Genomic DNA, 13,061 nt, shown 5'->3' on the forward strand with positions numbered 1-13,061 from the left:
CAGGAGATGTCGGCAATAATCCAGTTGTTCACACTTTGTTCTAACTTTTTTGTTGGAGACTCGGAGCCGCTCGCCTATTTCTAGGACACTTGTGTGTTGGGGGCCAATATGGCTGAGCTGAAGAATATCGAGGTGCGCGGCGCGCGCGAGCATAACCTGAAGAGCATCGACGTGGATATCCCACGCGATCAGCTGGTGGTGATCACCGGGTTGTCGGGCTCGGGTAAGTCGTCTTTGGCGTTTGATACGATTTATGCCGAAGGGCAGCGCCGCTATGTCGAAAGCCTGTCGGCCTATGCCCGCCAGTTCCTGGATATGATGGAAAAGCCGGATGTAGACCATATCAGCGGTCTTTCCCCGGCGATTTCGATTGAGCAGAAAACCACGTCGAAAAATCCACGCTCGACGGTTGGTACTGTGACAGAGATCTACGACTATCTGCGCCTGTTATTCGCCCGTGCAGGTACACCTTTTAGTCCCGTGACTGGCCAGCCCATTGAGGCACAGCAAGTGCAGGACATGGTTGACCGCATCATGACGATGGAGGAGGGCACCCGCGGTTATCTGTTAGCGCCCATCGTGCGTGACCGGAAGGGCGAGTACAAAAAGGAATTTCTAGAACTGCGCAAGCAGGGCTTCCAGCGTGTCAAAGTAGATGGCGAGTTTTACGAGTTGGACGAGCCGCCGACGCTGGACAAGAAATTTCGCCATGACATCGACGTCGTGGTCGACCGTCTGGTTGTTCGCGAAGGGATGGAGACGCGTTTGGCCGACAGCCTTCGTACAGCGCTGGATCTGGCGGACGGAATCGCGATTCTGGAAACCGCTCCGCGGGAAGGTGATCCGGAACGCATTACATTCAGCGAGAATTTTGCCTGCCCGGTCAGCGGCTTCACGATCCCCGAGATTGAACCGCGTCTGTTTTCGTTCAACGCACCCTTTGGCGCTTGCCCCGATTGTGATGGCCTGGGGGTTGAGTTGTTCTTTGATGAACGCCTTGTTGTGCCGGACCAAACGCTGAAGCTTTACGATGGAGCGCTGGCCCCGTGGCGCAAGGGCAAATCACCGTATTTCTTGCAAACGATCGAGGCGATCGCGCGGCATTACGAATTCGATAAAAACACCCCATGGAAAGACCTGCCTGCCAATGTGCAGCAGGTGTTCTTGCGCGGATCGGGCGACGAGGAAATCCAGTTCCGGTACGACGAAGGCGGGCGGGTCTATCAGGTCACGCGCAGCTTTGAGGGCGTGATTCCCAATATGGAACGCCGCTATCGCGAAACCGACAGCGCCTGGATTCGCGAAGAGTTTGAGCGGTACCAGAACAACCGGCCTTGTGGCGCCTGCCACGGTTACCGCCTGCGTCCCGAGGCGCTGGCCGTCAAGATCGCTGGCCTACATGTGGGGCAGGTTGTTCAAATGTCGATCAGAGAAGCGCTGGCCTGGGTCGAGGATGCTCCGAACCACCTGAGCGTTCAGAAGAATGAGATCGCGCGGGCCATTCTCAAAGAGATTCGTGAGCGGCTGGGATTCCTGAATAACGTTGGTTTGGAGTACCTTACGCTGTCTCGCTCAAGCGGCACCCTGTCCGGGGGAGAAAGCCAGAGAATTCGTCTGGCCAGCCAGATTGGTTCCGGTTTAACCGGGGTTCTGTACGTGCTGGACGAGCCCTCAATCGGGCTGCATCAGCGGGATAACGACCGCCTGCTGGGCACGCTCAAGAACCTCCGCGATCAGGGCAACACGGTGATTGTCGTCGAACATGACGAAGAGGCGATCCGCGAGGCTGATTATGTGTTTGATATTGGACCGGGCGCAGGTGTGCACGGCGGGCAGGTGGTCAGCAAGGGTACGCCCGAACAAATCGCGGCCGACGCGGCCTCGATGACCGGACAGTATCTGGCGGGGACACGAGAGATCGCGGTTCCGGCGAAGCGGCGCAAGGGAAATAAGAAAAAGGTCTCCGTCGTCAAGGCGACAGGGAACAATCTGAAGAACGTCACTGCCGATTTCCCGCTGGGCAAGTTTGTTTGCGTGACGGGCGTGTCCGGTGGCGGTAAGTCCACGTTGACGATTGAGACACTGTTCAAGACTGCTTCGATGCGTCTGAACGGAGCGCGCCAGACTCCGGCTCCTTGTGAGACGATTAAGGGGTTGGAACATCTGGATAAGGTCATCGACATTGACCAGCGACCCATTGGGCGGACTCCGCGTTCGAATCCAGCCACTTACACCGGGGCCTTCACTCCGATTCGCGACTGGTTTGCCGGTTTGCCCGAGGCCAAGGCGCGGGGGTATAAGCCAGGGCGTTTCAGTTTTAACGTCAAGGGCGGGCGGTGCGAGGCCTGTCAGGGTGACGGCGTCATCAAGATCGAGATGCACTTCCTTCCTGATGTCTACGTCACCTGCGAAACCTGCAAGGGTGCGCGGTACAATCGCGAAACCCTAGAGATTAAGTTCAAGGGCAAGTCCATCGCTGATGTTCTTGATATGACAGTGGAAGACGCGCAGGAGTTCTTTAAGGCCGTGCCGTCGATCCGCGACAAGATGGATGCGCTAGCACGGGTCGGGCTTGGCTATATCAAAGTCGGCCAGCAAGCGACCACGCTTTCGGGTGGTGAGGCGCAGCGGGTGAAGCTGTCAAAGGAGCTGTCTAAACGTTCCACCGGACGGACATTGTACATTCTGGATGAGCCGACCACCGGTCTTCATTTCGAAGATGTCCGTAAGTTGTTGGAAGTTTTGCATGAACTGGTCGATCAGGGCAATACGGTCGTGGTGATCGAACACAATCTGGATGTTGTGAAAACCGCGGATCACATCATTGATATCGGCCCTGAAGGCGGCGATGGCGGTGGTGAGATCGTAGCCACGGGAACGCCCGAAGATGTGGCTGCAGTGGAACGCAGCCATACCGGACGGTATCTGAAACAGATGCTTGAGGGCGCGCGAGTTGCCGCGGAATAGTGGGGCTGATCCTCAGTTAAGGATGTCAGCCACCGCACCGATCAGGTTCAGCACTTTTCGCGTGTCGGGATCGACGCGATAGACGTAGTCACCGGCTCGGATGTAGCTGCCTCGGTTCAGTCCATAGCGGTACGGGTCGTTGATCCAGCGATAGTCGCGGTTGATATAATCCCCCGCGCGGTACAGGTTTTTAACCTGACCTGGTGGCACGCACGGTACAGCTTTCTTAGCCAGACCGGGAGGGCAATGGCCGACTTTACTTTTGCCGTTCCCGGCCATGGCAATCCCAGAACTGAGCGTGAGCGCTAGAACTGCCGTAGAAATGGTCAATACACGCGTCATCTAGTTACCCTCTGTAAGAACGCTGTAGTAAAAGACAGATGGCCGTTGTTTCCTGTGTGGTCAACCCTGTGGGCAGGAACCTGCCCACGAAGGTGTTTAACTCCGTCCGCGCTTTTCGAACCGTGGCAGCATGGCAGAGAAGTCCATACCTAATCCGTCCTCGGATTCCACGAATTGCTCATAAAGCGCCGTTGCAGTTTGCCCCATCGGCGTATCGGCATCCGAGCTTTCGGCAGCTTGTTGACTTAGACGCAGGTCTTTCAGCATCAATTCGGCGGCGAAGCCGGGTTGATAGTTGTTGTCCGCCGGGCTTTCGGGGCCCACGCCGGGGGCAGGGCAATAGGCGTTCATCGTCCAGCTATAGCCCGAGGATGTGCTGACCACATCAAACATCTTTTGCCGGTCCAGACCCAGCTTGTCTGCCAAAGCAAACGCCTCACAGGTGGCAATCATTGTAACGCCGAGGATCATGTTGTTGCAGATCTTGGCCGCCTGACCTGCACCGGAGTCACCGCAGTGCACGGCCTTCTGGCCCATGATGTCGAACAGTGGCGCGGCCTTGGCGAAGGCTGCGTCGCCGCCACCAGCCATGAAGGTTAGGGTGCCCGCTGCCGCTCCGCCGATTCCACCGGATACAGGGGCATCAACCGCGAGTATTCCAGCCTCTCTTGCCTGATCTGCGACGGCGCGGGCGCTGTCTACATCGACGGTCGAACAATCAATCCACACGGCACCCGACTGCATCGCGGGGATAATCTCATCCCCAACCGCACGCAGGATGTTCCCGTTTGGCAGCATGGTAATGACGACATCGGCATTGGCTGCCGCCTCAGCACCCGAGTCGGCCATGGAGACGCCAGCAACGCTGACGTCAGCCATGTCAAAACCAGTCACTTCGTGCCCGGCCTTGGCCAGATTGGCTGCCATTGGGTTGCCCATGTTTCCCAGACCGATAAACCCGATTTTCATCTTTCAAATCTCCTCAAATGTCAGCATGTCTTTGCCCAGCGGCTGCAGCATTTTCGACACCGCCACCGCAGGCACGGATTGGTCGGGAAACTGCCATAGCGGGTTACGATCTTTGTCTATGATCTGCGCGCGGATACCTTCCAGAAAATCTCCGTGCTCCATCGCGCGGTATGTATACCGGTATTCCAACTCCAACGCTTTGCGCAGCGTTAGGCTGGGTCCCCGGAGGCGGTGCAGCGCTTCTACCGTACAAGCCATTGAAAGCGGTGAATTCCGGTCCATCAACCCAAGCGCGTCAGCAGCCATTGCGTCATCTGAATTGCCGAGCGCATTCAGGATGTCGCCCAAGCTTTCCCCAGCGAAAAGGCCGTCAATAGTGGGCTGTTGTTGTTCCAGCGCGTTTTCGGGTGGCGCAGCGGAGTGCCGTTCGATGAGTTCGGCATCGCCCGACGCTTCGAGCATTTCGATCAGGGCGGACCAGTCCGCGATGGGGATAAAATGATCGGCAAACCCCGCAAAGATTGCGTCTCCGGGGCCCATGCGATGACCGGTTATGCCCAGATATTCGCCAAGACGACCGGGGGCTAGCGCCAGCATCAGGGTGCTGCCGATATCGGGGATCAGTCCAATTGAGCATTCCGGCAGCGCTATCTTTGAACTTTCACCCACGATCCGGTGGCTGCCATGGCAACCGATGCCGACACCGCCGCCCATTGTAAAGCCCTGAAGAAAGCTGACGACCGGTTTAGGGAATTCGAAAATCAGCGCATTCAGCCGGTATTCATCGCGCCAGAATGTTCGGCCATAATCGAAATCACCCTTGATGCCCGTGGCATAAAGATCGGCGATGTCGCCCCCCGCGCAAAAGGCTTTGTCGCCTTCCGCGTCGATGATGACCAGATCCACCGCGTCATCCTCGCGCCAGTTGCGCAGGGCCGTGTCGATAGCCATACACATGTCGTAGGTCATCGCATTCAACACCTCTGGCCGGGTCAGAGTGATGCGTCCGGCGCGGCCTGTGATGCGGATGTCGATTTCTGGCATAGAACCCTCAGCGTTCGGCGAGCAGTTGGCGGGCCACGATGACCCGCATGATTTCATTGGTGCCTTCCAAAATCTGGTGAACGCGCAGATCACGCACCAGTTTCTCGATGCCGTAATCGGCCAGATAGCCGTAACCGCCGTGCAGTTGCAGACATTGATCGACCACTTTTGATCCGGTTTCGGTCACGAATTTCTTGGCCATGGCGCAAAACTTTGTAGCATCGGGCGTGCCTTGATCCAATTTCCAAGCGGCTTGACGCAGGAAGGTTCGGGCGGCCTGAAGTTCAATCTCCATATCCGCTAAACGGAATTGCAACGCTTGAAACTGGTCGATCGACTGACCGAAAGCCTTGCGCTCGGACATGTATTGCAACGTCATGTTCAGCCCGGATTGGGCGGCCCCCAGAGAGCAAGAGGCGATGTTCAGCCGCCCGCCATCCAGACCCTTCATCGCATATTTGAACCCGTCGCCTTCGGTGCCCACAAGATTTCCGGCCGGGATATGGCAGTCATCGAACTGCACCTGCGCCGTCGGTTGGCTTTTCCAGCCCATCTTCTGTTCCAGCGCGCCAAAGCTGAGGCCCGGCGTGCCGTCTTCGACATAGACCGTCGAAATGCCCTTGGGCCCGTTCTGACCGGTGCGTACCATGCAGACATAGGCGTCGGAATAACCGCCCCCCGAGATAAAGGCCTTGGTGCCGTTCAGTGTATAGCCTTCATTCGTGCGGTCCGCGCGGGTTTTCAGCGCAGCCGCATCCGAGCCTGATCCTGGTTCTGTTAGGCAATAGCTGAGAATGGTGTTCAAGCTCAGCACATCGGGCATGATGCGGGCTTTCAGGTCGTCACTGGCGAAACTGTCCAACATCTTGGCGCACATGTTGTGAATCGACAGAAATGCCGCGACCGACGGGCAGGCCATCGAAAGTGCCTCGAACACCAGTGTCGCATCCAGACGGGAAAGGCCAGAACCGCCACTGTCTTCCGAGACATAGAGACCACCGAATCCCAGTTCGCCAATTCGTGGCCAGAGATCCTTGGGGATGGTGCCGTCAGCCTCCCATTGGCGGGCGTATGGGGCGATGTTGTCCTGCCCGAAATCATACGCCATGTCGAAGATCGCGGTTTGCTCTTCTGTCAGTGCAAAATCCAAGGCTTGCCTCCCACGCTGTCGAAATAATTGAACAACTGTTTATTTCCGAATTCTTACAGAATTTTTGCACGGTCAGCAATCGTTGACAGGGAGTATTAAAGATCGTGGTGATATTCTTCGATCAGGTGCTGCACCACGGCTTTGCCGGGATCATCGCCGCGCGCAGTTGCTTCGGCATAGACCCGGCGCTGGCGAGTGGCCGAGGTGCCGGTCTGTGCGATTTGCTGCAGACGCGCCAGTTCCGTCATAGTACCCAAAGCCTCGGCGTCTTCGGCCAGCATACCCATCAGTTCACCCATCAGTTCAGGCATGGGTTTTATAGATCGGTCGCCAAAATCAATCAGCCCTTCGCCCACACCGTAGCGCTGTGCGCGCCAGCGGTTTTCGCTGATCAGGAACTGGTCGTAATGCCGCCAGCGAAGATTCCGATCCTTCAGGCGGCACAGCATGCGGGTCAGGGCCTGGACCAATGCCGCCAGCGACAGGGTATGTTCCAATCGCGGCTGCACATCCATGATCCGTGTTTCCAGCGTGGGAAAGCGGTGTGACGGGCGCAAGTCCCACCAGATTTTTGTCGTATCCTCGATCACGCCTAACTCAACCAGAATACCGGTGGTGCGTTCATAATCTGCCCAACTGGCAAGAACCGGCGGCAATCCCGTCCGCGGTAGATTGTCAAATACGGTCAGGCGATAGGATGACAGGCCCGTATCTTCGCCATTCCAGTAGGGGGACGAGGTCGAAAGCGCTAGCAGATGGGGCAGGAAATATGACAGCTGAGGCATCAGGTCGGCACGCATGGCCGGGTCTTCGACACCCACATGCACATGCATCCCGCAGATCAACATGCGCCGTGCAACGCCGCCAAGGGCATGTTGCAGCGCGTCATAGCGATCCTTGCGGGTGTGATGCTGTTTCTTCCAGTCGGCAAACGGATGGCAGGACACGGCAATTGGCGCGAGGTTGTATTCAGCCGCCCGATCCGCAACGCATGAGCGCAGGCGTTTCAAATCTTCTCGGGCCGATTTGATCGTCGAATGGGGCCGGGTGCCGACCTCAATCTGGCATTGCAGGAATTCGGGGCTAACCTGTCCCTCGAAATCCGCCTGACAGGCCTCCATTAGTGCCGTGGGCGCTTGGGCAAGTTGAAAGCTGTCGCGATCGACCAGCAGATACTCTTCTTCAATGCCCAGCGTAAATTCCTGCTGCATGGCAACCCTCGTACTACTATTCTGACCAGTGAATACGGAAATTTCTGTTTTGCCAAGCGTTTGGGGCGGCTCTTCTTGCACAAGCCCGGCCTGCAAAGGTATGGAACACACGAACCGCCAAGTGGAGCCGCCCGTGAAACCCAGAAAATTCCCGCAGATCAACGCAGCCCTTGATGAGTTGGGGGTGAAGCTGGTCGATAAGGTCACGGAACTGGACGAGCGAGCGCGGCTTGAGGCGTTTGAACGGGCAGGCGGGTTGACCCGCCCGGCCTATGCCTTGTCGCCGGGGATGGAGGGGTTTGATATCAGCGAGCTGGTTGCCGAATATAGTCAGCACGCTGCCGCACTGGAGGCGTTGAAAGACCCTGCGCGCAATCAAACCGGCTATCGCCTGGGCAATGGATATTACGACAGCCCGGATGCTGACGCGTTGTACCTGATGATCCGGCGGTTCGCGCCCAAACGCGTGATTGAAGTCGGCTGCGGCAATTCAACCCGCGTCACCCGGCAGGCCATTATCGACGGCGGTCTGGATACGCAGATCACTGCGGTTGATCCGTATCCACGGGCGGATATCGCGCATGTCGTCGATCACTTTGAACAGAAGCGGCTGGAAGAGGTCGATCCGGCGCTGTTCGATCAGCTAGAATCAGGTGACATCCTGTTCATTGATTCCAGCCACGTCGTTCGGATGAGCAACGACGTGGCGCATCTGTTTTGCCGCATCATTCCTGGGTTGAAACCGGGTGTGGTGATCCACGTGCATGATGTTTTTCTGCCCTACGAATATCCCAAGCGGTTTTTCTATGACTGCCCGGGCTGGGGTGAGCAGTACATTCTGCATGCATTGCTGCAATCTGGCGCGTATTCAATGCTTTGGCCGGGATATTTCTTGCAGATGGATCGCCCCGATGCGGTCGAGGCATTGCCGTTTCTGCAAGATGGGCGTGCGCAGAGTATCTGGGTTCAGGTCAAAGAAAAGTGATCCGGGATGGCTGAGCCTCCGTAAACCTTTCCATAACAAGCTGGAGAGGAGACAACAGCCATGTTTCGCCGCACTTTCATGGGCGCTGCCGCCGCACTTGCACTCGCACTGCCCGTCAAGGCACAAGCCGCTGATATCGTCGATACCGCCGTTTCGGCCGGATCGTTCAATACCCTAGTCGCCGCCGTACAGGCCGCAGGTCTGGTCGACACGTTGAAGGGTGATGGTCCTTTCACTGTGTTCGCACCCACGGACGAAGCGTTTGCCGCGCTGCCCGAGGGCACTGTCGAAACATTGCTGCTGCCGGAAAACAAGGACCAGCTGGTCGAAATTCTTACGTATCACGTGGTCCCGGCTAAGGTGATGTCAGGTGATATCGCAGGCAAACGCGCCAAAGTGCTGACGGTACAAGGCGACCGCCTTAGTGTGAACGCCAAAAACGGTGTAAAAGTCAATGATGCTAAAGTTGTGACGGCCGATATTGAAGCCAGTAATGGTGTGATCCACGTGGTCGATGCGGTGATCCTTCCGGAATAAAAACAACGACCCCTGTAAAGAACAAAGCCCCGGTCCAGATGGCCGGGGCTTTTTTGTTAAACTAGGCGAACCTTGGTTCCGATCTGCACCAGTGGATAAAGTTCTTCAACGTGTTGGTTGTATAAGCCGATACACCCTGAGGAGCTTTGACGTCCAATCTTGCGCGTGTCGTGGGTGCCGTGCACTAGATATGCAGGCCAACCCAAATACATGGCTCGAGTCCCCAACGGGTTTCCGGGTTCGCCACCTTCCATGCGAACAGGCAGAGTCGGATCACGCTCACGCATGGATGCGGTTGGGGTCCAACTTGGATTTTCGGTTTTGCGTTTAATTTCGGTATAGCCGCGCTTGGTCAGTTCCTCGCTCATCGGAACTGAGCTTGGGTACAGCTTATACGTTCCGTCCGGCCCCCAGTAATGCACAGCGCGGCTAGTGATATCAGCCAGCAAGCAGCCAACGCCCAGCTCATCAAAATGATCCTGCCAGTTCTGCTGCGAGAACGAAGACACATTGCGGCGTACCGGCAATTGTGTACTGATGGCGTCTTCGTCCGCCGGAAAAGCATCTAAGCTTTGAGCGCGCACCAAAGCGGGTGTCGCCAACAAAGAAGCTGCACCCAACAGGGCAGAGCGGCGGGTCATGTACGGATTTGACAAAGCGGCCTCCGGTATTCGTACTGCTCGGAACTTGGAAATTGGCTTTAAATTATTGTCGTCGGGGTTGATTCTCCAGTGCCTGTACTTTGAATTTATCGTGAGATCTGGATTTTCTTGTCTACTGTGGCAATTCCTTGCCAAAAAAAACCGGCCCGCGAGGGGCCGGTATCCAGGAAAACCAATTCTGCTGTTGCAGATCAGTCCATCGCTTTGAAGTTGAACTCGCCACCTTCTTTGATACCCGACGGCCAACGTGAGGTAACAGTTTTGGTGCGGGTATAGAACTTGAAGCTGTCCGGTCCATGCTGGTTCAGGTCACCAAACATGGATTTCTTCCAACCGCCAAAGGTGTGGTATGCCAACGGAACCGGGATCGGAACGTTGATGCCCACCATGCCGATATTTACACGGCTTGCAAAATCACGAGCGGTGTCACCATCGCGGGTAAAGATCGCCGTACCGTTTCCATATTCGTGGTCCATCGCCAGTTTCAGCGCTTCTTCGTATGATCCCGCACGTACTGTGGACAGCACCGGGCCGAAGATTTCCTGCTTATAGATGTCCATCTCGGGTGTGACGTTATCAAACAGGTGGGGGCCGACAAAGAAGCCGTCTTCATATCCCTGCAAGCTGAAATCGCGGTTGTCGACAACCAGTTTTGCGCCTTGTTCAACACCAGAGTTAATCAGGCCAAGAATACGCTCTTTGGCGGCACCAGTTACGACTGGTCCCATATCCACATCATCTCCGGCGGTATAGGGACCGACCTTTAGTTTCTCAACGCGCGGGATCAGTTTCTCGATCAACGCGTCAGCGGTTTCCTCGCCCACCGGAACGGCAACCGAAATTGCCATACAGCGTTCGCCAGCAGCTCCGAAACCCGCACCGACCAGCGCGTCAGCGGCCTGGTCCAGATCGGCATCCGGCATGACGATCATGTGGTTCTTTGCACCTCCAAAGCACTGAGCACGTTTCCCGTTCGCAGTTGCACGGGAATAGATATAATGCGCGATCGGAGTTGATCCGACAAAGCTGACGCCTTGAATGATTTCGCTGTCAAGCAGGGTATCGACCGCCTCTTTATCACCGTTTACGACTTGGAATACGCCTTTGGGCAGGCCTGCCTCGACAAACAGTTCGGCCAGCATCAGCGGCACAGAAGGATCGCGCTCGGACGGTTTTAGAACCACAGCGTTGCCGCAGGCTAAAGCTGGCCCGACATGCCACAGAGGCATCATGGCGGGGAAGTTGAACGGCATGATCGACGCAACAACACCCAGAGGCTGGCGCATCGAATACATGTCGATGCCGGGACCTGCGCTGTCGGTAAACTCACCCTTTAGCATCTGCGGTGCGCCGATGCAGTATTCGATCACTTCCAGGCCGCGCTGAAGATCGCCCTTTGCGTCGGGGATAGTCTTGCCGTGCTCACGGCTCAACGCCTCGGCCAGTTTGTCCATGTCGCGGTTCATAAGGCCAACCATCGCCATCATGACGCGTGCACGTTTCTGTGGATTAGTTGCTCCCCATTTAGGCTGAGCAGCAGCAGCATCGGCAATTGCAGCTTCGGTTTCGGCAACGCTGGCCATTGGGCAATGGGCCTGAACCTCGCCAGTGGCGGGGTTGAACACGTCGGCAAAACGGCCTGATGTGCCTTCTACATTTTCGCCGTTGATATAGTGGGTCAAGTTTTGCATGACAAATTCCTCCGGGTAGATTTGCGGCCAAAATAGACTTGCAAAAATTCGGTGAACAGAGGCAATGTTTCAAAAGAGCCTTGCAAAAATGCAAAAGGTAAAACATGAACCCAAACTGGGATGATATGCGAGTCTTTCTGGCAGTTGCACGCGAGGAAAGCCTATCGTCGGCGGGCCGTATCCTTAAGATCGATCCTGCCACGGTCGGGCGGCGTATCGCGCGGCTTGAGGCGACATTGGATGCGCAGCTATTCACTAAATCGCAGCAAGGTTACATCCTGACAGCTGCTGGAGAACGTCTTCTGGATCACGGTCTGCAGGCCGAAGAGGCGATGCGCGCAGCGGCCGGTGTGGTCGCGGGATCGACCAAATCCCTAAGCGGGCAGATTCGGATTGGGGCGCCGGACGGCAGCGCCAATTATTTGCTGCCGCAGGTTTGCGCGAAAATCAGTGATGCAAACCCCGATCTGGACATCCAGATTTTGGCCCTGCCGCGGATCATCAACCTGTCTCGGCGCGAGGCCGATATGGCCGTGACCGTTAGTGCCCCCACAGCGGGCAGGCTACTGGTAAAGAAAATCAGTGATTATAAACTGCATATGGTGGCAACTCAGGATTATCTGGATCGTCACGCGCCTATTGGGTCCGTCAACGATCTTAAGGGGCATCGCCTGATTGGTTACATTCCGGACATGATCTTTGACCGAGAGCTAGATTATCTCAACGATATCGGCGTTGACCGTGTCGCACTTGCATCGAATTCGGTCTCGGTTCAGTTGCGGCAGGTATCACTGGGCACCGGGGTTTGTGTAGCTCATGATTTTACTTTGCCGTTTCACACAAACCTGCGGAAAATCTTGACGGATCAAGTGGGTTTGACGCGAAGTTTCTATCTGGTCCGGCATCAGGGTGACCAGCGCAACGAACGCTTGAACCGCTTTGCCGAGGCGCTGACGCACGGCATCCGTGACGAAGTTGCGCGGCTTGAAGCCGACGCCAACGCTTGACAGGTCGATACAATCGCGCAACGCTTTGGATAAGTTCATTATTCCGGAGGTGCTCTTCATGCTCGTTCAGGCCATTCTGAAATCCAAAGCGACAGACAGCGTGGTGACGGTTGAGCCTTCGGCAACCGTATCAGAAGCAGCGAAAATTCTTGCAGAAAAGCGTATTGGCACCGTGATCGTGTCCGAAGACGGCGGCAGCACCGCTATCGGTATCCTGTCGGAAAGGGACATCGTCCGCGAACTGGCCGCGAGCGGCAGCAGTTGCCTGGATCAAAAGGTCGAAACCTATATGACCCGTGATCTGGTTACAGCAACGCGGCAAGAAACTGTGCAAGACATCATGACCCGCATGACCGAGGGCCGTTTTCGCCACATGCCCGTGGTTGAAGAGGGCAAACTCGTTGGAATCGTGACAATTGGTGACGTGGTCAAAGCGCAATTGACCGAGCTGGCGATGGAAAAAGATGCCCTACAAGGCATGATTATGGGTCACTGA

At 56.2% G+C, this 13,061-nt stretch carries 12 protein-coding genes; 5 read left to right on the plus strand and 7 right to left on the minus strand.

Going from position 1 to position 13,061, the window contains the following annotated elements; translation table 11 throughout:
- Positions 1–108: 108 nt before the first annotated feature.
- The gene (gene uvrA, locus ACR0DT_RS01205) at positions 109–2,967 is read left to right on the plus strand and encodes an excinuclease ABC subunit UvrA (protein ID WP_480708995.1); all 2,859 of its coding nucleotides are present in this window, start codon (positions 109–111) and stop codon (positions 2,965–2,967) included.
- A 12-nt stretch (positions 2,968–2,979) separates the two neighbouring features.
- On the opposite strand, the gene ACR0DT_RS01210 is transcribed toward uvrA, so the two are convergent.
- The 5 genes from ACR0DT_RS01210 to ACR0DT_RS01230 all read right to left on the minus strand — a co-directional run bounded on the left by ACR0DT_RS01210 (position 2,980) and on the right by ACR0DT_RS01230 (position 7,683).
- The gene (locus ACR0DT_RS01210) at positions 2,980–3,309 is read right to left on the minus strand and encodes a hypothetical protein (protein WP_480708996.1); all 330 of its coding nucleotides are present in this window, start codon (positions 3,307–3,309) and stop codon (positions 2,980–2,982) included.
- 96 nt (positions 3,310–3,405) lie between these two features.
- A complete protein-coding gene (mmsB, locus tag ACR0DT_RS01215) occupies positions 3,406–4,278 on the minus strand; it encodes a 3-hydroxyisobutyrate dehydrogenase (protein WP_480708997.1) in 873 nt (290 codons plus the stop codon).
- A gap of 3 nt (positions 4,279–4,281) precedes the next feature.
- Positions 4,282–5,322 (minus strand): enoyl-CoA hydratase/isomerase family protein, encoded by a 1,041-nt coding sequence (locus ACR0DT_RS01220; RefSeq protein WP_480708998.1) that lies wholly within the window; start codon positions 5,320–5,322, stop codon positions 4,282–4,284.
- Between the two features lie 7 nt (positions 5,323–5,329).
- A complete protein-coding gene (locus tag ACR0DT_RS01225) occupies positions 5,330–6,472 on the minus strand; it encodes an acyl-CoA dehydrogenase family protein (protein ID WP_480708999.1) in 1,143 nt (380 codons plus the stop codon).
- Between the two features lie 95 nt (positions 6,473–6,567).
- Positions 6,568–7,683 carry a carboxylate-amine ligase gene (locus tag ACR0DT_RS01230; protein WP_480709000.1) on the minus strand — a complete coding sequence of 372 codons (1,116 nt, stop codon included), beginning with the start codon at positions 7,681–7,683 and terminating at the stop codon, positions 6,568–6,570.
- A 133-nt stretch (positions 7,684–7,816) separates the two neighbouring features.
- Between ACR0DT_RS01230 and ACR0DT_RS01235 the strand changes: the two genes are divergently transcribed.
- Positions 7,817–8,668, plus strand: a complete 852-nt coding sequence (locus ACR0DT_RS01235) for a class I SAM-dependent methyltransferase (RefSeq protein WP_480709001.1) — start codon at positions 7,817–7,819, stop codon at positions 8,666–8,668.
- A 60-nt stretch (positions 8,669–8,728) separates the two neighbouring features.
- The gene (locus ACR0DT_RS01240) at positions 8,729–9,205 is read left to right on the plus strand and encodes a fasciclin domain-containing protein (protein ID WP_480709002.1); all 477 of its coding nucleotides are present in this window, start codon (positions 8,729–8,731) and stop codon (positions 9,203–9,205) included.
- Positions 9,206–9,261: 56 nt separating this feature from the next.
- On the opposite strand, the gene ACR0DT_RS01245 is transcribed toward ACR0DT_RS01240, so the two are convergent.
- Both ACR0DT_RS01245 and ACR0DT_RS01250 read right to left on the minus strand, forming a co-directional pair.
- Complete coding sequence (locus tag ACR0DT_RS01245; RefSeq protein WP_480709648.1) at positions 9,262–9,846, minus strand: L,D-transpeptidase; 585 nt, start codon at positions 9,844–9,846, stop codon at positions 9,262–9,264.
- Between the two features lie 212 nt (positions 9,847–10,058).
- Entirely contained in the window at positions 10,059–11,558 is a 1,500-nt protein-coding gene (locus ACR0DT_RS01250; protein WP_480709003.1) for a CoA-acylating methylmalonate-semialdehyde dehydrogenase, read from the minus strand.
- A 104-nt stretch (positions 11,559–11,662) separates the two neighbouring features.
- On the opposite strand from ACR0DT_RS01250, the gene ACR0DT_RS01255 reads away from it, so the two are divergent.
- Together ACR0DT_RS01255 and ACR0DT_RS01260 are read left to right on the plus strand one after the other, a co-directional pair.
- Complete coding sequence (locus ACR0DT_RS01255; RefSeq protein ID WP_480709004.1) at positions 11,663–12,565, plus strand: LysR family transcriptional regulator; 903 nt, start codon at positions 11,663–11,665, stop codon at positions 12,563–12,565.
- A gap of 58 nt (positions 12,566–12,623) precedes the next feature.
- A complete protein-coding gene (locus tag ACR0DT_RS01260) occupies positions 12,624–13,061 on the plus strand; it encodes a CBS domain-containing protein (protein WP_480709005.1) in 438 nt (145 codons plus the stop codon).

It is taken from the genome of Ruegeria sp. BI11 (genome assembly GCF_056538005.1).

Excerpts from the sequence above, each read along its gene's own strand:
- uvrA (WP_480708995.1), top strand. The coding sequence starts at position 109 with ATGGCTGAGCTGAAGAATATCGAGGTGCGCGGCGCGCGCGAGCATAAC.
- ACR0DT_RS01210 (WP_480708996.1), bottom strand. The coding sequence starts at position 3,309 with ATGACGCGTGTATTGACCATTTCTACGGCAGTTCTAGCGCTCACGCTC.
- mmsB (WP_480708997.1), bottom strand. The coding sequence starts at position 4,278 with ATGAAAATCGGGTTTATCGGTCTGGGAAACATGGGCAACCCAATGGCA.
- ACR0DT_RS01220 (WP_480708998.1), bottom strand. The coding sequence starts at position 5,322 with ATGCCAGAAATCGACATCCGCATCACAGGCCGCGCCGGACGCATCACT.
- ACR0DT_RS01230 (WP_480709000.1), bottom strand. The coding sequence starts at position 7,683 with ATGCAGCAGGAATTTACGCTGGGCATTGAAGAAGAGTATCTGCTGGTC.
- ACR0DT_RS01240 (WP_480709002.1), top strand. The coding sequence starts at position 8,729 with ATGTTTCGCCGCACTTTCATGGGCGCTGCCGCCGCACTTGCACTCGCA.
- ACR0DT_RS01245 (WP_480709648.1), bottom strand. The coding sequence starts at position 9,846 with ATGACCCGCCGCTCTGCCCTGTTGGGTGCAGCTTCTTTGTTGGCGACA.
- ACR0DT_RS01250 (WP_480709003.1), bottom strand. The coding sequence starts at position 11,558 with ATGCAAAACTTGACCCACTATATCAACGGCGAAAATGTAGAAGGCACA.
- ACR0DT_RS01255 (WP_480709004.1), top strand. The coding sequence starts at position 11,663 with ATGAACCCAAACTGGGATGATATGCGAGTCTTTCTGGCAGTTGCACGC.
- ACR0DT_RS01260 (WP_480709005.1), top strand. The coding sequence starts at position 12,624 with ATGCTCGTTCAGGCCATTCTGAAATCCAAAGCGACAGACAGCGTGGTG.